At 35.8% G+C, this 20226-nt stretch carries 17 protein-coding genes and 4 tRNA genes; 19 read left to right on the top strand and 2 right to left on the bottom strand.

The window, feature by feature from the left end:
* Nucleotides 1–39 precede the first annotated feature (39 nt).
* From AC3WTA_RS25540 to AC3WTA_RS25455, 18 genes are all read left to right on the top strand, one after another.
* Complete coding sequence (locus AC3WTA_RS25540; protein WP_000799154.1) at nucleotides 40–975, top strand: YybS family protein; 936 nt, start codon at nucleotides 40–42, stop codon at nucleotides 973–975.
* Nucleotides 976–1053: 78 nt separating this feature from the next.
* On the top strand, nucleotides 1054–3027 hold the full coding sequence (locus tag AC3WTA_RS25535) for a DHH family phosphoesterase (RefSeq protein ID WP_001113911.1): 1974 nt from the start codon (nucleotides 1054–1056) through the stop codon (nucleotides 3025–3027).
* Nucleotides 3024–3470 carry a 50S ribosomal protein L9 gene (rplI, locus tag AC3WTA_RS25530; RefSeq protein ID WP_000864225.1) on the top strand — a complete coding sequence of 149 codons (447 nt, stop codon included), beginning with the start codon at nucleotides 3024–3026 and terminating at the stop codon, nucleotides 3468–3470. Before AC3WTA_RS25535 ends, rplI begins: the two co-directional genes overlap by 4 nt.
* Before the next feature lie 27 nt (nucleotides 3471–3497).
* Nucleotides 3498–4859, top strand: a complete 1362-nt coding sequence (gene dnaB / locus AC3WTA_RS25525; RefSeq protein WP_001286242.1) for a replicative DNA helicase — start codon at nucleotides 3498–3500, stop codon at nucleotides 4857–4859.
* Between the two features lie 215 nt (nucleotides 4860–5074).
* On the top strand, nucleotides 5075–6364 hold the full coding sequence (locus AC3WTA_RS25520; RefSeq protein WP_000100226.1) for an adenylosuccinate synthase: 1290 nt from the start codon (nucleotides 5075–5077) through the stop codon (nucleotides 6362–6364).
* A 140-nt stretch (nucleotides 6365–6504) separates the two neighbouring features.
* Nucleotides 6505–6580, top strand: a tRNA-Lys gene (locus AC3WTA_RS25515).
* A 13-nt stretch (nucleotides 6581–6593) separates the two neighbouring features.
* Nucleotides 6594–6665, top strand: a tRNA-Glu gene (locus AC3WTA_RS25510).
* A gap of 22 nt (nucleotides 6666–6687) precedes the next feature.
* A tRNA-Asp gene (locus tag AC3WTA_RS25505) sits at nucleotides 6688–6763 on the top strand.
* A 41-nt stretch (nucleotides 6764–6804) separates the two neighbouring features.
* A tRNA-Phe gene (locus tag AC3WTA_RS25500) sits at nucleotides 6805–6877 on the top strand.
* Nucleotides 6878–7261: 384 nt separating this feature from the next.
* Nucleotides 7262–7969: a cell wall metabolism DNA-binding response regulator WalR gene (gene walR / locus AC3WTA_RS25495; RefSeq protein ID WP_000971866.1), complete on the top strand. Its 708-nt coding sequence runs from the start codon at nucleotides 7262–7264 to the stop codon at nucleotides 7967–7969.
* 3 nt (nucleotides 7970–7972) lie between these two features.
* A complete protein-coding gene (gene walK / locus AC3WTA_RS25490) occupies nucleotides 7973–9814 on the top strand; it encodes a cell wall metabolism sensor histidine kinase WalK (RefSeq protein WP_000755363.1) in 1842 nt (613 codons plus the stop codon).
* A complete protein-coding gene (locus AC3WTA_RS25485) occupies nucleotides 9811–11127 on the top strand; it encodes a YycH family regulatory protein (protein ID WP_000061589.1) in 1317 nt (438 codons plus the stop codon). Before walK ends, AC3WTA_RS25485 begins: the two co-directional genes overlap by 4 nt.
* Nucleotides 11108–11950 carry a two-component system regulatory protein YycI gene (locus tag AC3WTA_RS25480; protein WP_000383734.1) on the top strand — a complete coding sequence of 281 codons (843 nt, stop codon included), beginning with the start codon at nucleotides 11108–11110 and terminating at the stop codon, nucleotides 11948–11950. The genes AC3WTA_RS25485 and AC3WTA_RS25480 overlap by 20 nt, the downstream gene beginning before the upstream one ends.
* Nucleotides 11934–12728: an MBL fold metallo-hydrolase gene (locus tag AC3WTA_RS25475; RefSeq protein WP_000522836.1), complete on the top strand. Its 795-nt coding sequence runs from the start codon at nucleotides 11934–11936 to the stop codon at nucleotides 12726–12728. The genes AC3WTA_RS25480 and AC3WTA_RS25475 overlap by 17 nt, the downstream gene beginning before the upstream one ends.
* A gap of 63 nt (nucleotides 12729–12791) precedes the next feature.
* On the top strand, nucleotides 12792–13967 hold the full coding sequence (locus AC3WTA_RS25470; protein WP_000008035.1) for a S1C family serine protease: 1176 nt from the start codon (nucleotides 12792–12794) through the stop codon (nucleotides 13965–13967).
* A gap of 53 nt (nucleotides 13968–14020) precedes the next feature.
* Nucleotides 14021–14206, top strand: coding sequence for a CxxH/CxxC protein (locus AC3WTA_RS25465; protein WP_001052827.1), 186 nt, complete (start codon nucleotides 14021–14023; stop codon nucleotides 14204–14206).
* 59 nt (nucleotides 14207–14265) lie between these two features.
* Nucleotides 14266–14745 carry a 23S rRNA (pseudouridine(1915)-N(3))-methyltransferase RlmH gene (gene rlmH / locus AC3WTA_RS25460; RefSeq protein WP_001027003.1) on the top strand — a complete coding sequence of 160 codons (480 nt, stop codon included), beginning with the start codon at nucleotides 14266–14268 and terminating at the stop codon, nucleotides 14743–14745.
* Nucleotides 14746–14916: 171 nt separating this feature from the next.
* The gene (locus AC3WTA_RS25455; RefSeq protein WP_000713629.1) at nucleotides 14917–15795 is read left to right on the top strand and encodes a radical SAM/SPASM domain-containing protein; all 879 of its coding nucleotides are present in this window, start codon (nucleotides 14917–14919) and stop codon (nucleotides 15793–15795) included.
* Between the two features lie 37 nt (nucleotides 15796–15832).
* On the opposite strand, the gene pepF is transcribed toward AC3WTA_RS25455, so the two are convergent.
* Together pepF and guaC are read right to left on the bottom strand one after the other, a co-directional pair.
* Entirely contained in the window at nucleotides 15833–17650 is a 1818-nt protein-coding gene (gene pepF, locus AC3WTA_RS25450; protein WP_000789358.1) for an oligoendopeptidase F, read from the bottom strand.
* Nucleotides 17651–17787: 137 nt separating this feature from the next.
* Entirely contained in the window at nucleotides 17788–18771 is a 984-nt protein-coding gene (gene guaC / locus AC3WTA_RS25445; protein WP_000432444.1) for a GMP reductase, read from the bottom strand.
* A gap of 240 nt (nucleotides 18772–19011) precedes the next feature.
* Between guaC and AC3WTA_RS25440 the strand changes: the two genes are divergently transcribed.
* Nucleotides 19012–20043 (top strand): acyltransferase, encoded by a 1032-nt coding sequence (locus tag AC3WTA_RS25440; RefSeq protein ID WP_000827021.1) that lies wholly within the window; start codon nucleotides 19012–19014, stop codon nucleotides 20041–20043.
* Nucleotides 20044–20226: the final 183 nt, after the last annotated feature.

The following is a 20226-nucleotide window of genomic DNA, read 5'->3' as shown; positions in this document are numbered from 1 at the left end:
TTTTGCTATGCTTTTCTTTTTTGAAAGAGAGGTTAGATAATGAAAAATACGAAATTTATTACTGAGGGTGCAGCACTGTTAGCGATATATGCAATGTTATTGCTTATATCTATGTATGTTCCAATTTTAGGTAGAGTTGTAACGTTTGCGTTGCCATTGCCGTTTATATTGCTAACGATAAGATATAGATTATCTAATGCCTTTGTAATTTTTACAGCGGCGCTTTTTATTACTGTTATTGTCAGTCAACCGATGAACCTAGTAAAGACAACTATGTTTGGATTGATAGGTATCGTTTTAGGATATATGTATAAAAAACAAAAAAAACCGGTAGAAATTTTGATGGCGGGGACGCTTGCGTACTTAATTGCTATTATGCTCATTTATGTTGCAAGTATAAAGTTTTTTAACATAGATTTAATGAAGCAAATGCAAAATATGCTTAATGAAAGTATGGCGCAAAGTGAAAAAATAGTCACTACTGCTGGTATGCCTATTAGTAAAGAGCAAAAAGAATTATTTGCACAATTTAATGATGTGTTACAAACATTATTCCCAAGTTTGCTTGTAATGGTCTCGGTATGTTTTTCTTGGATTACAGTTATGATATCAGGTAGTGTTTTGAGAAAACTAAAGCATGACGTTATACCTTGGCCTAAATTTAAAGATATACAATTACCAAAGAGTATTGTTTGGTATTACGTTATATTTATTTTGCTATCAACTTTTATAAAAGTAGAACCGACATCATATTTACATATGGTATTTTCTAACCTATATGTCATATTTGCTTTACTACTAGTACTACAAGGTCTGACATTTATCGCTTTTATAGCGCATAGGAAAGGTTTTACGAAAGGAGTTCCTATTATTAGTTTTATTGTCTGCATGTTTATTCCGATGCTGTTTCCTCTTGTGACAATCTTAGGTATAATTGATTTAGGGATTTCATTGCGTACTAAAATAGGAGGATAAAGTAATATTCCTTATACTATTTTAATCTGTTTAACTAACTGGAAGGAGAGTTAGTTTTACTTTATAGGAGTTGTATACATGCCTGAATTTTATAAGAAACAGTGGTTTTTATATCCTGTTTATGTATTGGCATTTTTCGTGCTTGTGCTCATTGCGATCCTCTGTTATTTTCATTTAATTATGGGGATATCCACCTTTTTTATTTTTTGCATTGTACTTTTTGTTGTTATACGTTTTGAACTGACCTTTCAAAGGAATTTCGAAAAATATACGACAGATATGATTACAAGAGTAAAGAAAGTGAGTAATGAAGCGTTTAACCAAATGCCGATTGGTATTTTGTTATACAATAAGGATTATGGGATTGATTGGGCGAATCCTTATTTATCTTCATGTCTAGGACAGCATGCATTAGCTGGATGGCATCTTTATGATGTATCAGAAACGTTACTTCTTTTTATTAAGGGAGAAACTTCCGATGATATAGTCTCTTTAAATAACCGAAAGTTTCGCGTTTTTGTAAGGAAAGAAGAAAAGTTAATTTATTTCTTTGATGTAACGGAACAAACAGAGATTGAAAAGATGTACGAGGATCAACGCACTGTTTTGGCTGTTATTTATTTAGATAATTATGATGAGGTTACACAAGGGTTAGATGATCAATTACGTACGAATATAACAAGTCTTGTAACATCACGACTAAATGAATGGGCCGTTAAGTATGGGGCATATTTAAAACGTGCATCTTCAGAAAGATTCTTCGTTGTACTAAATGAGAGTATTTTAGCACAGATGGAGAAAGGGAAGTTTAGCATTTTAGATCAGGTGCGTGAAGAAACATCCAAAAGGAATATACCACTCACCTTAAGTGTAGGTGTTGGATCAGGTGATTTACCTTTATCAGAGCTTGGGGCAATGGCTCAGTCCGGTTTAGACCTTGCGCTTGGCCGTGGTGGAGATCAAGTAGCTATTAAACAAGCGACAGGTAAAGTTAAGTTTTATGGTGGTAAGACAAATCCAGTTGAAAAACGTACTCGTGTACGTGCCAGAGTTATTTCGCATGCATTAAAGGATTTAGTGTTAGAAAGTAGTAATGTCATTATAATGGGGCATAGGGCTCCTGATATGGACGCAATTGGTGCTGCGATTGGTATTTTAAAGGTAGCACAATTAAATGAGCGCAAAGGATATATTGTGTTAGATGAAAATGATTCTGATAAGGGAATTAAGCGTTTGATGGATAAAGTGAAACAAAACGAAGAGTTATGGTCGCACTTTATTACACCAGGACAAGCGATGGAATTTGCAAATGATGATTCTTTACTTGTTGTTGTTGATACGCATAAACCTTCAATGGTGATGGAAGAAAAGCTGTTACACAAAATTGAAAACGTAGTTGTTATTGACCATCATCGCCGAGGAGAAGATTTTATTGAAGATCCATTGCTTGTTTACATGGAGCCATATGCTTCTTCCACGGCAGAACTTGTTACAGAATTACTGGAATACCAACCGAAAAATTTAAAAATGACAATGTTAGAAGCAACAGCATTGTTAGCTGGTATTATTGTTGATACGAAAAGCTTTACATTCCGCACGGGTGCTCGTACGTTTGATGCCGCTTCTTATTTACGCTCACATGGTGCAGATACTGTACTTGTACAAGAGCTTTTAAAAGAAGATATGGATCAGTATTTACGGGTTGCAAAAGCTATTAAAAATGCGTACATTTATACAAATGGAATTGCGATTGCAAAAGTTGATAGTGATGATTACTACGATCAAGTGCTTATCGCGCAATCAGCGGACACATTATTAACAATGACAGGAATTATTGCGTCATTTGTTATTGCGAAACGTGGCGAGAATTTCATTGGAATTAGCGGCAGGTCTTTAGGTGAAGTGAACGTGCAGCTAATTATGGAGAATTTAGGCGGTGGCGGGCATTTAACGAATGCAGCCACACAAATGAAAAATGTTACAGTAGATGAAGCTGAGGAGAAGCTTCGATTTGTTATTGATGACTATTTACAGGGAGGCACACAATCATGAAAGTAATTTTTCTAAAAGACGTAAAAGGTAAAGGGAAAAAAGGGGAAATAAAAAACGTACCAGATGGTTATGCAAATAACTTCTTACTAAAACAAGGATTAGCTGCTGAAGCGACAAATAGCAGTATGAAAACTTTAGAAGCTCAAAAGCGAAAAGAAGAAAAAGATGCAGCAGCAGAGGTTGAAAATGCAAAAGAGTTGAAAGAAACGTTAGAAAAACTAACTGTAGAAGTAAAGGCGAAATCTGGAGAAGGTGGCCGTCTATTCGGTTCAATCACAAGTAAACAAATCGTAGATGCAATGCAAAAATCACATAAAATTAAACTTGATAAACGTAAATTTGAAATGGATGATGCGATTCGTGCATTAGGCTATACAAACGTTACTGTGAAGTTGCATCCGCAAGTAACTGCAACAGTAAAAGTTCATGTTAGTGAACAATAAAAATAGGTTAAGCAAGGAGGATTGCGTATGAGTGATGTAATGGCTGATCGTACCCCTCCACATAATATAGAGGCTGAGCAGGCGGTTTTAGGGGCCATATTAATTGATCAAGATGCATTAACGTCAGCATCGGAACTATTGGTACCTGACTCATTTTATCGAACGAAACATCAAAAGATTTTTGAAGTCATGCTTGGGTTATCTGATAAAGGAGAACCGATTGACTTAGTAATAATGACATCAGCAATGGCTGATCAAGGATTATTAGAAGAAGTTGGTGGGGTTTCTTACTTAGCAGAATTAGCAGAAGTTGTTCCAACTGCTGCTAACGTAGAATATTATGCACGAATCATCGCCGAAAAGGCGCTGTTACGTCGTTTGATTCGAACGGCGACTCATATCGTATCTGATGGGTATGAGAGAGAAGATGACGTGGATGGCCTTTTAAATGAGGCTGAGAAAAAAATATTAGAAGTATCTCACCAAACGAATGCAAAAGCATTCCAAAACATTAAAGATGTTCTTGTAGATGCTTACGATAAAATTGAACTTTTGCATAATCAAAAAGGTGAAGTTACTGGGATACCAACTGGATTTACTGAATTAGATAAGATGACCGCAGGTTTCCAACGAAATGATTTAATCATCGTAGCGGCACGTCCGTCAGTAGGGAAAACCGCATTTTCATTAAATATCGCACAAAACGTAGCGACGAAAACGGATGAAAATGTAGCGATTTTTAGTCTAGAGATGGGCTCTGATCAGCTTGTTATGCGTATGCTTTGTGCAGAAGGAAATATTGATGCACAAAGACTTCGTACCGGTTCATTAACTTCTGATGATTGGGCGAAATTAACAATGGCGATGGGTAGCCTTTCTAATGCTGGTATCTATATTGATGATACACCAGGGATTAAAGTAAATGAGATTCGAGCGAAATGTCGTAGATTAAAGCAAGAACAAGGCCTTGGGATGGTTTTGATTGACTATTTACAGCTTATTCAAGGAAGTGGGAAATCAGGAGAAAACCGTCAGCAGGAAGTATCTGAGATTTCTCGTACATTAAAAGGGATTGCGCGTGAATTGCAAGTGCCTGTTATTGCCTTGTCACAGTTATCTCGTGGTGTAGAATCTCGTCAAGATAAACGTCCGATGATGTCTGATATTCGTGAATCGGGAAGTATCGAGCAGGATGCTGATATTGTAGCCTTCTTATATCGTGAAGATTACTATGACCGAGAAACGGAAAATAAAAATACGATTGAAATTATTATTGCAAAGCAGCGTAATGGTCCTGTAGGCTCAGTAGAGCTCGCATTCGTTAAAGAATTCAATAAGTTCGTTAACTTAGAACGTCGCTTCGAGGATGGACATGCGCCGCCTGCATAAAGATAGTATAAAAAAGAAACGCATTTCTTATAATAAGATGTGTTTCTTTTTTTTTATAGGAAAGATAAGGCTTTCATAATGTGAAAATATAATTCTTACGAACGAAAATGTTTTTTAATAAAAAAATGTTCGCTTTTTGGTTGACTTCTTTTTCGGTTTTGGTACAATTATATTGTTTGAATAGATCGTTTGAAAATCGCGGAGGTGCTTTAATAATGTCTTCAGTAGTAGTTGTAGGAACACAATGGGGCGACGAAGGAAAAGGTAAAATCACTGATTTTCTTTCTGAGCATGCGGAAGTAGTTGCAAGATATCAAGGTGGAAATAACGCGGGACATACAATTGTTTTCGGCGGAGTTAAATATAAATTACACTTAATTCCATCTGGTATTTTCTATAAAGAGAAAATTTGTGTAATCGGAAATGGCTTAGTAGTAGATCCGAAAGCATTACTTGAAGAGTTAAAATACTTACACGATCGTGGTGTAAGTACTGATAATTTGCGTGTAAGTAACCGTGCGCACGTTATTTTACCTTATCACTTAAAACAAGATGAATTAGAAGAAGCAAGTAAAGGTGATAATAAAATCGGTACAACGAAAAAAGGTATCGGTCCTGCATATATGGATAAAGCTGCTCGTATTGGTATTCGTATGGCTGATCTTTTAGACCGTGAAGCATTTAAAGAAAAGCTTGAGCGCAATTTAGTAGAAAAAAATCGTTTATTTGAAAAAATGTACGATACAGAAGGTTTCAGTTTAGAAGAAATCTTCGAAGAGTACTTCGAGTACGGACAACAAATCGCGCAATATGTATGTGATACGTCTGTTGTATTAAATGATGCACTAGATAACAATCACCGTGTATTATTTGAAGGTGCACAAGGTGTTATGCTTGATATCGACCACGGTACGTACCCGTTCGTTACATCTTCTAACCCGATTGCTGGTGGTGTAACAGTTGGAACTGGAGTTGGTCCTGCGAAAGTTACTCGCGTTGTAGGTGTGTGTAAAGCATATACAAGCCGCGTAGGTGATGGTCCTTTCCCTACTGAGCTTCATGATGAAATTGGTCATCAAATTCGTGAAGTTGGTCGTGAGTATGGAACGACAACTGGTCGTCCACGCCGCGTAGGTTGGTTCGATAGCGTTGTTGTAAGACATGCACGTCGTGTTAGTGGTTTAACAGATTTATCATTAAATTCTATCGACGTTCTAACAGGTATTCCGACTCTTAAAATTTGTGTTGCTTACAAATACAATGGCGAAGTTATCGATGAAGTTCCAGCAAACTTAAACATTTTAGCGAAATGTGAGCCTGTATACGAAGAGCTTCCAGGTTGGACAGAAGATATTACTGGTGTAAAATCATTAGACGAGCTTCCTGAAAATGCACGAAAATACGTAGAACGTGTTTCTGAGTTAACAGGAATTCAATTATCTATGTTCTCAGTTGGACCAGATCGTAACCAAACAAATATTGTTCGTAACGTATACGAAGCTTAATTGATATTTTTGAGAAAAAACTCATGTCCGCATGAGTTTTTTCTTATCTTTTATAAAAAATAAAAAAAGGTATTGCAAAAAACAAAGAAAACATGTTATGATACATCTTGTCGTCACGAAAATATGACGTTGGTGAGTATGAGCCATTAGCTCAGTTGGTAGAGCATCTGACTTTTAATCAGAGGGTCGAAGGTTCGAATCCTTCATGGCTCACCATTTTATTTTTCGTGGCCCGTTGGTCAAGTGGTTAAGACACCGCCCTTTCACGGCGGTAACACGGGTTCGAATCCCGTACGGGTCATGTTTTTTTTATGTTCATTTTTGGTCCCGTGGTGTAGTGGTTAACATGCCTGCCTGTCACGCAGGAGATCGCCGGTTCGACCCCGGTCGGGACCGCCACTTTTGTTTATACCACCATTAGTGGTTTTATATATAGTTTTGGCTCGGTAGCTCAGTCGGTAGAGCAGAGGACTGAAAATCCTCGTGTCGGCGGTTCGATTCCGTCCCGAGCCACTCTCAGGATATTAAGTGGGCCCACTTAATATCCTTTTTATTTGTGTAATTTTACAAAAGTGAGTAGTTATTTTAAAATAGAATGAGAAGCCTCTAGCAGTTGAAGCTAGAGGTTTTTCTATAGATCGTATAGGATTCCGTGTAAAAGTGGATCATACATGAGTCTGTGAGAATAGAGGAGAAAGTACTTAAGCAAAAGATGCGGTCATATAGGGACATACTATGTAGACATCAATGTGTTTAGGGATATTGACCATATTTTTACCCGCTATTTGCCGAGCAGTAAGACCCCACCCCAAAATTCAGCGAAGGTAAAGAAGTTAGGTGTGGGATGAAGAAAACCAACACCGATTAAAGTTTCACTTTATAAGGAGGAAATAGACGATGATGGGAAAGAAAATTTTAGTAGTTGATGATGAAAAGCCGATTGCGGATATTTTGAAGTTCAACCTAGAAAAAGAAGGTTTTGAAATTGTAATGGCGCATGATGGTGATGAAGCGATTGAAAAAGCGAATGAAGAGCAGCCAGATATGGTTTTATTAGATATTATGCTACCAGGTAAGGATGGCTTAGAGGTTTGCCGTGAAATACGTAAAAGCTCAGAAATGCCGATTATTATGCTTACAGCAAAGGACTCTGAAATTGATAAAGTATTAGGGCTTGAGCTTGGAGCAGATGATTATGTAACGAAGCCATTTAGTACGAGGGAATTACTTGCTCGTGTGAAGGCGAATTTACGTCGCCATCAACAAGGTGGTGCTGCAGAAAAAGAAGAAAATACGGAAATGGTTATTGGACCAATCGTTATCAATTCAAATGCGTATAGTGTAACGAAACGTGAGGAAAATATTGAACTTACACATCGTGAATTTGAGCTACTACATTATTTAGCCAAACATTTAGGACAAGTTATGACTCGTGAACATTTATTGCAAACAGTTTGGGGTTATGACTATTTTGGAGATGTGCGTACAGTGGATGTAACAGTGCGTCGTTTACGTGAAAAAATTGAAGATAATCCAAGTCATCCTACTTTAATTGTAACTAGACGTGGAGTAGGGTATTACTTGCGTGACCCAGAGCAGGAATAGTATATGAAGAAAGTTGGTTTTTTTCAATCTATTCATTTAAAATTTGTACTCATATATATGCTATTAATATTAATAGCTATGCAAGTGATTGGGGTATATTTTGTAAGAGAGTTAGAAAAGAGTCTTGTACAAGGCTTTAGAGATTCTTTAACGCAGCAAACGAACTTATTAGCATATAACTTGAAACAAGAGTTTAAAAAAAGTTATACAAAAGCAGAAACAGAATCAACAGATGAAACGATTAAAACTTCAATTCGAAAATTTGCCTCTGATCGAAAGAAAGATATCCAAGAGGTAAGTGTATTTGATTCGCATAGAAAGTTACTCGCTATTTCAGATGAGTCAAAGCAAAACAAGGTAAATAGAACATCAACTGATATAGCTGTTCAGCGGGTATTGGTACAAAAAAAGCCAGAAGTGAAAATTGAGAAGGATGGTCGTACAGGCCATCGTGTACAAGTTATGCTTACTCCTATTCTAGATGATAACGGCAAGGATGCACTTGGTGTTATTTACATTGTTGCATCTATGGAAGATGTTTATAAACAGATGAAGGATATTAATCAAATTTTTGCGACTGGAACCGTTATTGCATTACTCGTAACAGCTGTACTGGGAATTTTATTAGCTCAAACGATTACGAGACCAATCTCAGATATGCGAAGACAAGCGATTGAAATGGCAAAAGGAAACTATTCAAGAAAAGTAAAAGTGCATAGCCATGATGAAATTGGACAATTAGCATTATCTTTCAATAATTTATCAAAAAAATTACAACAAGCTCGTTCTTCAACTGAAAGTGAAAGACGTAAATTATCATCCGTTTTATCACATATGACAGATGGAGTAATAGCTACTGACCGAAAAGGAGACATTATTTTATTGAATGATCCTGCGGAAAAGATGCTAAATGTTTCGCGTGAAACGGCGCTCGATCAATCTGTTTTAGAAGTATTAGGGATACAAGAAGAATTTACGCTCGATCATTTATACGAAGAGCCTGATTCCGTTTTATTAGATTTTAGTACGAGAAATGAGCCATATATTTTACGTGCTAGTTTCTCTGTTATTCAAAAAGAGACAGGGAAAGCAAATGGTTTAATTGCCGTATTATATGATGTAACTGAGCAGGAGCGTATAGAAAGGGAACGCCGCGAGTTTGTGGCAAACGTTTCCCATGAATTAAGAACGCCATTAACAACGATGCGTAGTTACTTAGAGGCACTTACGGACGGCGCGTGGCAAGATCCGAATATTGCACCGCAATTTTTAACAGTTACACAAGAAGAAACAGAAAGAATGATTAGACTTGTAAATGCGTTATTGCAACTTTCTAAACTTGATAGTACAGAACATCGTTTAATGAAAGAATGGGTCGACTTTACTGACTTCTTTAATAACATTATTGATCGTTTTGAAATGTCTAAAGAGCAAAACGTAAGTTTCAAACGATCTTTCTCTAAGAAATCCCGATTTATTGATATGGATACGGATAAAATTACGCAAGTTTTGTATAACATTATTTCGAATGCATTAAAGTATTCACCAGAAGGTGGAACAGTAACATATCGCTTACGTGATCGGGGGGAATTATTAGAGATTAGTGTAAGTGACCAAGGAATGGGTATTCCAAAAGAAAACGTCGATAAAATCTTTGAACGTTTTTATCGCGTAGATAAAGCACGTTCAAGACAAATGGGTGGTACAGGACTTGGATTAGCAATTGCGAAAGAAATGATTGAGGCGCATGGTGGCTCGATTTGGGCGAAGAGTGAGGAAGGAAAAGGGACAACTATTTATTTCACATTGCCAATGGCAGCGGATGAAGAGGACGATTGGGAATGAGTATGGAAAATGTTAAAACGATAGTTTTAATTAATTTAGTTGTAATTAGCCTATTTCTTACTTTTAACTTATGGACGTATGTGCCAGATTCCACGTCTATGCAAAACGCAAAATTTGTGCAGGGGAATGAAGGAACTACTCAAACTAAAATCGCTGATGTTGTCCGTCCTACTTCTATCATCGTGCATAAAGATAAAAATCATTACGGGAGCAAAAGAGAGGGCGATATAGAATCAATCTATAAACCTTTGGAAGCAGGGGAATTACATGATTTCAAAGAGATATCGATTGCTAAGGCTGATTTCCTTTCTTATGTGCATGGTGAAGGGAAAATGGAACTTGTTTTTCCTACCAACATCCCATTTGATGCAGTTAAATCTATGTTTAATATGAAAGAAAAAAGTATAGATAAGCCTAAACATTTTAATCGAATTATTCTTGACCCTTCTAGAAGTAGGGATCAAGAAATTAAAATTAATTTTGTTTCTGATGGCGATAACTCTAGAATATATGAAGCAAAATTAAGTGGTTTGTATTTAAAAGATATTGTAAATGCACAAAATCAATTTATAGTATCGGCAAAACCTTATTTTGACTATCAAATTAATGATATGAAAAAGCTATTTTTACCAGATGGAACGACAGAATTAAGTAATATAACATATATTTCATCTAATTTAGCGGTCGACACATTTAAGAATGCTCTTTTTAGTGACCCACGTTATTTAAGCCCTATTACCGAGAAATCGAAAGAAACATTTACAGATGGTATTAGGTCCATGGAGATTGAAAACGATCGTCATATGCTAAAGTATAAAAATTCTTCTGTTTCAAGTGAGAAAACGACAGATAATTTAATGCTTTTACAAAAAAGCTTTGATTTTGTAAATGGTCACAGTGGGAGTTTGGATTCATATCGTTTGGACTATATGAATAAAGGACAGACGGTATTCCGTTTACATGAAGATGGATATTCCGTATTCAATACAGATGGATTAGCTGAATTGAGACAAGTATGGGGATCAGAAGAAGTAATGGAATATGAAAGACCGTTGTTGTCTTTAAATACGAAAGGTATAGAACAGAAGGTTACTCTTCCATCAGGTCACGTTGTAATAGCATCCTTAGAAAATAATGCCGCGGTAGATAAACGATTCATTAAAGACATTGGTATTGGATACAAATTATCACTAGATGGACAAGTAGCTCGACTACAGCCAATTTGGTATGTAAAGTTTGTTGAAGATGAAGCGGGTAAACAAAAAATATATGAGTGGAGTGAGGGAGGACTAAATGGATTGGGATCGGATTAAAACCATATTTATTGTGACCTTTTTTGTTTTGGACCTCTTTCTCATTTTTCAATTCATTCAAAAGCAAGATAGTAATCAGTTGGAGCTTATTGCAGAAACAAAGATAGATCAAGAATTAAAAGCAAACAAAATTACTATGGGTAATTTCCCTAAAGAACCGAAAAAAGAGTCATTTATTAGGGCGGAAAACAAGGCATTTAAAGAAGAAGATGTACAGTCCTTAAAGAGTCAAACGGCGCATATACAAAATATGTACAAGATAGAAAGTAAGCTAAAAGAGCCCTTTTTAAATACAAAATCATTATCCAAAGATAAGTATAGTGATTTTTTGAAGAACTATGTATTGGATGGACAAAAGTATGAGTTTGGGGCGATGAAAGACTCTAAAATTTACTTCTTCCAAAAATATAAAGATAAGCCTATTTTCTATAACGATCAGGCAATGATTGTTGTGGAATTAAATGAAAAAAATGAACTTGTGTCGTACACGCAGACGATGCTAACTGATTTAAAAGAAATGGGCGAAAGTGAAAAAACGAAACAGCAAGAAATTATTACTGCTCAAACAGCTTTAGAAAATCTGTATTTAAAAAATAAAGTTCATGGGAATACACATGTAAAAGAAGCACAAATTGGTTATGCCACCCTTACCGCATCTACTTCTAATAACCAAGTACTCGCTCCAACATGGAATTTAAAAACGGAGCAGAAGCAGGACTTCTTTGTAAATGCAATTGAAGGACAAGTTATGGAATTAGGGGAAAGGGAAAATCAAGTGGTTGATGAACATACTGGAGTGAGAAAGAATGGGGTTGCATTTTAGCGTACTTGCAAGTGGAAGTACAGGGAATATGCTATATGTAGGAACAGATGAAAAAAAATTGCTCGTCGATGCAGGTTTAAGTGGTAAAGCAACAGAGGCTTTATTTAAACAGGCAGAACTAAATATAAATGATGTATCAGGTATTCTTGTAACACATGAACATAGTGACCATATTAAAGGGTTAGGTGTATTGGCACGTAAATATGATTTACCTGTTTATGCAAATGAGAAAACATGGAATGCAATGGAACATTTAATAGGAAATATCCCAACTGAGCAAAAGTTTATTTTCTCAGTTGGGGATGTGAAAACATTCGGTGATATTGAGGTCGAGTCATTTGGGGTTTCTCATGATGCGGCAGAGCCGATGTTCTATGCTTTTCATAACAATAATAGAAAGTTAGCCCTTATTACAGATACGGGATACGTGAGTGATCGTATGAAAGGTGTTATTAAGGGTGCTAATGCTTTCGTGTTTGAAAGTAATCATGACGTGGAAATGCTTCGTATGGGACGTTATCCATGGAGTATTAAGCGACGTATTTTAAGTGATGTGGGTCACGTTTGTAATGAGGACGCTGCATTAGCGATGGCGGATGTAATTACAGATGAGACAAAACATATTTATTTAGCCCATTTAAGTTTAGATAATAACATGAAAGAACTAGCACGTATGTCAGTATCACAAGTATTAGAGGAAAAAGGATTTGGAGTGGGAGAAGCCTTCGAAATTCACGATACAGATCCGAAAATGCCTACAAAAATTCAATACGTATAATTCTTCATTTTAGTAAACAATAAAGGTGAATATAGTTGTTTTCAGGAAGATGGGTGAACAAATATGTCCTTTATTGATGAAGAGAATTATCGTATGAAACGTGCAAGAAAAAAGAAGCATAAAGGTATTGTTATTTCTAGTATAGCAGGAACGATTGTAGGAGCTTCGTTATTTGCATTTGGAGCTCCTTTATTTGCGAATGATGCGGGGGCGCTTCCGCAAGCTGAAGCAAGCGGAAGTAATATGGCTGAAGCTCAAGGAATTAAACAGATTAGCTTTGTTGATGCTGTTGATCGTGCGTCTGAAGCTGTTGTTGGCGTTATTAATATTCAAAGAGATAATTTTTCAGAGGCAGATTCAGAAGCTGGTACAGGATCGGGTGTAATTTATAAAAAGACAGATGGTCAAGCTTATATTGTAACGAATAATCATGTTGTTGCTGGAGCAAATCGTATTGAAGTAAGTTTAAGTGATGGTAAGAAGATTCCGGGAAAAGTATTAGGAACTGATGTAGTCACAGATTTAGCTGTACTAGAAATAGATGCAAAGCATGTAAAAAAAATAATTGAAATTGGCGATTCTAATACTGTTCGTAGAGGGGAACCGGTCATTGCGATTGGAAACCCACTCGGGCTGCAATTTTCTGGAACTGTCACACAAGGCATTATTTCGGCTAATGAACGTATTGTCCCTGTGGATTTAGATCAAGATGGACATTATGATTGGCAAGTAGAAGTATTGCAAACAGACGCAGCAATTAATCCAGGTAATAGTGGTGGTGCACTTGTAAACGCGGCAGGTCAATTAATTGGCATTAACTCAATGAAAATTGCAGCAAAAGAAGTAGAGGGAATTGGACTAGCTATTCCAGTTACTAGAGCTGTTCCAATTATGAATGAATTAGAGAAGTATGGAAAAGTAAGGAGACCGTATGTTGGAATTGAACTTAGATCGTTAAATGAGATTCCAAATTACCATTGGTCAAAAACATTGCATTTACCAGGCAATGTAACAGAGGGAGTTTGCATTTTAGATGTGAAAAGTCCTTCGCCAGGTGTAGATGCTGGTTTACGAGAACACGATGTGATTGTAGCAGTAGATGGAAAACCGGTTCGCGATATTATCGGATTCCGTACGGCCTTATATGATAAAAAAATTAATGATAAAATGACTCTTACGTTTTATCGTGGTACAAAACGAGCAACAACAACGGTTAAACTAGGCATTCAAAAGTATTAAAAACAGGAGGGCCTACCTCCTGTTTTCTATTGTAGAAAAGTGAGGTGAAGAATATGAATTTACCTTGTTGTTTAGAACATGTTGAATTAGCTTTAGATATTATTGTGGATGAGTGTGAAGTTGCGCCAGTTATTAACAATGTGGATAACTCGGAAAAAGAGAAAAAAACATGTGAATTTTGTCAAAACGAGGCGACATATGTTGTATCGAACACAGATTCTCACACAATATGTGGGTAACAATTGTGGATATGTGGATAAGTTATGTGGATAACATGTTTGTAAGGTGGGGAATGAGTGTGAATATCTCGATTATTTCAATTGGGAAATTAAAAGAAAAATATTTAAAACAAGGTATAGCAGAATACTTAAAACGATTATCTGCATACGCAAAAGTAGAAGTAATTGAATTGCCAGATGAAAAGGCGCCAGAAAATTTAAGTGAAGCAGAAATGTTAATTGTAAAAGAAAAAGAAGGTATACGTATACTGGATAAAATTTCTGACGATACGCATGTCATTGCGTTAGCGATAGAAGGAAAGCAAAAATCATCAGAAGAATTTGCAGTAAGCTTAGATCGTCTTGCTACATATGGAAAGAGTAAAGTTGCATTTGTAATTGGTGGATCACTTGGACTAAGTTCAGAAGTAATGAAGCGTTCAAATGAATCTCTTTCTTTTTCAAAGATGACATTACCACACCAATTAATGCGATTAGTATTGCTTGAGCAAGTGTATAGGGCATTTCGGATTAATCGTGGGGAACCGTATCATAAATAAATTTACTTTTTGTATATAAAAAGACCATTGGAAAAAAACCACCGATGGTCTTTTAAACATTAATAGGTAGTACGAAGGTTTTCTAAAATAAGTATGTTTCTATTTATAAAAAAGTGTGTTGTAATATGAAGAGGAAAAAGTATAAGTAGTCATAGAAGTGAGGAATTAAAGGTGAAGAAGTTTAAAAAGTTTTACTTGGAGATTACGAGTGTATGTAATCTTGCGTGCAGCTTTTGTCCGCCGACGGAAAGGCAGAAGCAATTCATTTCTGTGGAGGATTTTGCTAAAAGATTAGACCAAATTAAACCTCACACAGACTACATTTATTTGCACGTGAAGGGTGAGCCATTGCTCCATCCGAAAATAGATCAACTGTTAGATTTAAGCCATGAAAAAGGGTTTAAAGTTAATATTACAACGAACGGAACGTTAATTAATAAAAGAAGGCATAGACTGTTAAATAAGCCTGCTTTAAGACAAATGAATTTTTCACTGCACAGTTTTGATGGGCATCCAGGTTCGCAAGATAAAGAAGGTTATGTAAGGAGTATACTTTCCTTCATTAGAGAGGCGACAAGTCAATCGGATTTAATTGTTTCACTACGGTTATGGAATTTAACTCAGGATAATAAAACAAATGCTGAAATCCAGAAAAATAGAGATTTATTATCCATCATTGAAAATGAGTTTGGTCTATCTTATCAAATCGAAGAGAAGCTTACACCAGGAAAAGGTATAAAAATTGCGGAACGTGTCTTCATTAATCAAGACTATGAATTCCAGTGGCCAGCATTACATGAAGAAGAGGATGATGGAAAAGGATTCTGTCATGGTCTTCGAAATCAAGCTGGTATTTTAGCGAACGGAACGGTTATTCCTTGTTGTTTAGATGGTGAGGGGATTATTAACCTTGGGAATATTAATAATGACTCATTTTCTAACATCATAGAAGGTGAAAGAGCAACAAACATTGTCGATGGATTTTCGAAAAGAGTTGCAGTCGAAGAGCTATGCAGAAAATGTGGATACCGTAAAAGATTTGGAAAATAAATATGAAACAAGCCCTCATAAAGCGAGGGCTTATTTTTTATTCTTGATAAGAGCGTTCTAATTCATCAATTAAGGAACCGACGTAAGAAACAGCTTTACGGATTGCATCTGGTTTTGACATATCTACTCCAGCATGTTTCATTAATTCAAGTGGTTTCATCGTACCACCAGCGCGAAGTACATCTAACCAGCGATCAACGGCAGGTTGCCTTTCCTCTTTAATCATTTGAGCTACCGCAGTAGATGCGGTGAGGCCTGCGGAATAGGTGTAAGAATATAAGCCCATATAGTAATGAGGTTGACGCATCCAAGTTAAGCCAGCATCCTCGTCAATTTCTACAGAATTTCCCCAGAATGTCGAAAGGACATTTGTTTTTATTTCAGTTAAAGTTGTAGCTGTAAGTGCTTCTCCTTCTTCTGCTAGGGTATATACTCTTCTTTGATATTCCCCCTCAAGTAAGTGAGTAACAAAGTTATGATAATATGTGCCGAGTAGTTGCAGAATCACCCATCTACGCATTCTCTTATCGTCAGTCGTCGCTAATAAATGCTGGGCTAATAGTAATTCGTTCATCGTAGATGGTGCTTCGACAAAGTACATAGATGGACGTACATTCATAATACGCTGGTTTTTATTTGCTAAATAAAAATGACCAGCATGCCCAAATTCATGGGCTAATGTGAAGCATCCACGCATCGTATTTTGCCATGTAATTAAAATGTATGGATGAGAACCATATGGACTTGAACAAAATGCCCCTGTTGATTTCCCTACATTATCTGCAAGATCGACCCATCTCTCTTTAAATCCTTTTTCGATAATGGAACTATATTCATCGCCTAATACCTTTAAAGAATCTTGAATTAATTTACCAGCCTCCTTGTATGTGATGGTTGGATTAAATTCGGGATCTAAAGGTGCATGTAAGTCGCAGAACAGCATTTGATCGAGTCCTAATACTTTCTTTTTTAAATCTGCAAAACGGCGCATATGAGGCGCTAATTCTTTATAAATAATATCAAGTTGACTGTTATACATTTCAAGTGGAACTTTTTGAGGTTCTAGAAGCATATGAGTAACAGATTCAAATTTGCGTAAGCGAGAAAGTGTCACTTGTTTTTTTACCTCAGTCGCATATGTTGTTGCCACTGTATTTTTATATCGTTTCAACGTGGAAACAAATGAAGAGTATGCTTTTCTACGTATGTCTACGCTTGGAGAAAACTCATATTTACTTTCAAATAATGCAAATGATACAGGGAGTTCGTTTCCTTGTTCATCTTGTATGGAGGTAAAATCCATATCGGCTAATTTAGTCATACCGTAAATTTTGTATGGAGAACTATGTACTTCGCCAAGTGCAGCAAGAGCTTCTTCTGTTTCAGGAGAGAGCGTGTGCGGCCTTTTTTTTAGTATGTCTAGTAATGATTTACGGAAAGGTTCGAGTTTTGTTTCTTCAGCTAAATATTTTTCAATTGTTCCTTCGTCGAATGAGAGGATTTCATTATGGATAAAGGATAATGCAGTATGTACTTTCGTCCATAAAGCAGCAATTTTGGAAGAGTTCGCTTGAATAACTGGATTTGTACGATCAGTTGATTCTTTTAAATTTGCATAGGAGTATAGTTTTGTTAACTTCATTAAAAGCTCTTCTTCTAAAAGCAGGCAATGCAATAAGGTAGTGGGACTAGTATGTAATTTTCCTTTAAACGCATCAAGTTTTTTTAAATCGTCTGTTAATACACGTAATGCAGTTTCCCACTCTTTATCAGATTCATATAAATCAGAGAGGTCCCATGTTAGTTCAGTAGGGACTTCTGCGCGAATATGGCGTTTCTCAATTATATTTTTCATTTGTTATATCCCCCTTATTATAAGTATCTAAAAACATGATACTAGAAAATTCAGTAAAATGAAAATATTTAACATTTCTATATATGAAAAAGAAGGACAAGCATAAAATTGCTTGTCCTTCGAGTTAAATTTAAAAATTAATATACTTTATCACCGTTGAAAATAGAGTTTTTCACGACTACATAATCTACAGTACGAATTGAGTCTAATTTTGTTCCACCAGCGTAAGAGATAGAAGATTGAAGATCTTGTTCCATTTCGATTAAAGTGTCTTCTAAAGAACCTTTATGCTCAACGAACATTTTCTTACCTTCAACGTTTTTCTTCTCGCCTTTTTGGAATTCAGAAGCTGAACCGAAATACTCTTTATAAAGTTTGCCGTCTTTTTCGATTGTTTCCCCTGGAGACTCTTCATGACCAGCGAATAGAGAACCGATCATAACCATAGTCGCCCCAAATCGAATAGATTTAGCTACGTCGCCGTGTGTACGAATACCACCGTCAGCGATAATTGGCTTACTTGCAGCTTTTGCACACCAGCGAAGTGCAGCTAGTTGCCAACCGCCAGTTCCAAAGCCTGTTTTAATTTTAGTAATACAAACTTTACCAGGTCCAATACCAACTTTTGTTGCGTCAGCACCAGCGTTTTCTAATTCTCTTACCGCTTCTGGAGTTCCGACGTTTCCAGCGATAACGAAGCTTTCTGGTAAATGCTTTTTAATATGTTGAATCATGTTGATTACCGCATTAGAATGTCCGTGCGCGATATCAATCGTGATGTATTCAGGTGTAAGTTGCTCAGCAGCTAATTGTTGTACGAATTCATACTCGTCCTCTTTTACACCAACGCTAATAGAAGCGATTAATCCACGTGATTGCATGTCTCTAATAAATGAGATACGTTTCTCTGGCTGGAAACGATGCATGATATAGAAGTAATTATTTTCAGCTAAATAAGTTGCGATTCTTTCATCAATAATCGTTTGCATATTAGCAGGTACGACAGGTAATTTAAATTTATGTTTACCTAAAGTGACAGTTGTATCACATTCAGAGCGGCTGTTCACAATACATTTTGCAGGAATTAATTGAATATCTTCATAGTCGAATACGTTTTCCATCATTTACACCCCTAAAATACGAATATTTCATTCAGTTTGTTTAAAAATGTTCGTCCAAAGGATAATTTACATTATTTTCACTCATAAGTCAAAGGTTTTCATGTTTATATTTTAAAATTAAAATTTAGCCGCCTATGTTGTAAGTTCATATAACTAAAATGTGTTTAAACATAGCATTATTTGATGTAAAATTATGTTTGGAAAAGAAAAGTTAAATAGGTAAATTTAGGAGGGCTGTTAATGAAGCGCTTAGTATATATGGATTGGTTGCGTGTATTAGCAACAATCGCAGTGGTTACAATTCACGTTTCTGCTGGTTATGCTTCTATGTTAGATGCAAATAATGTATCACGCTGGATGGCTGGTAATCTATTTGAATCGATTTCACGTGCGAGTGTGCCGATTTTTGTAATGATTAGTGGAGCTTTATTGTTAAAAGGAACGAAAGATATTTCAGTTGGGGAATTTTTACAGAAGCGTGCAAGTAAAGTAATTATACCTTTTGTAGCTTGGAGTGCTATATTTTATGCATATGGAGCATATGCAGGATATTTCCCGGCATCTTTAAAGCAAGGGATAAAGCACTTTTTAACGGATACAATTGGGGGACATTTATGGTTCTTATACATGATTGTAGGTATATATTTAATTACACCTTTACTGAAAATCTTTGTGAAGAATGCTAAAAAAAGAGAGATAGAATACTTTTTAATTTTATGGCTATATGCGTCTGTTGTAGTCAATTTAGTTAAATATTATTATCCTATCAACTTTAATATTGAATTATTTTACGTTACAAATTATGTAGGGTATTTCTTACTTGGTTATTACTTATCCAATTACGATATTACGAAAAAGTGGAGAAATATTTCTTACATTGGAGGACTTGTAGGATTTATTAGTACATTCTTTATTACATATTACTATACAGTAAAAGCAAATGGACAGTTAGAGCAGTTTTGGTACGGATATTTTGCGCCAGGCGTTGTACTGATGGCGATTGGATTATTTGTATTTTTCAAATATGCTTTCCAAAAATCAGAACGAGAATTACCATTGTTATTCCGTTTTATAAATCAAGCAAGTCTTGGAATCTATATTCTTCACTTCTTCTTATTAAATAACTTGTTGTACATGGTTTTCCCTAAGGTAAATGAGCGTGTACATGCAATATTGGCAATACCTATTAATGTAACGATTACAATTGTTCTTAGTCTGGTAATTACGTTAGTATTGCAAAGAATACCAGTTGTGAAAAAATTAGTTCCGTAAAAAATGAATACAGTATAGATAGGGCAGACTTATTATTAAGGCTGCCTTTTCCTATTTTAAAATTATACTTAGATAAATTTAGGTTTAAACGAATTAAAAACAGTGGATTAATATAGTATCTTACTATAGTCTAAAGTGAGGTATGAAGAACAGAATAAGTTAAATATAAAATTAAATGAGGTT

The organism is Bacillus sp. EB106-07-01-XG149 (assembly GCF_058791555.1).
The sequence above is the reverse complement of the archived record's forward strand: the minus strand, read 5'-3'. Positions and strand labels throughout refer to the sequence as shown.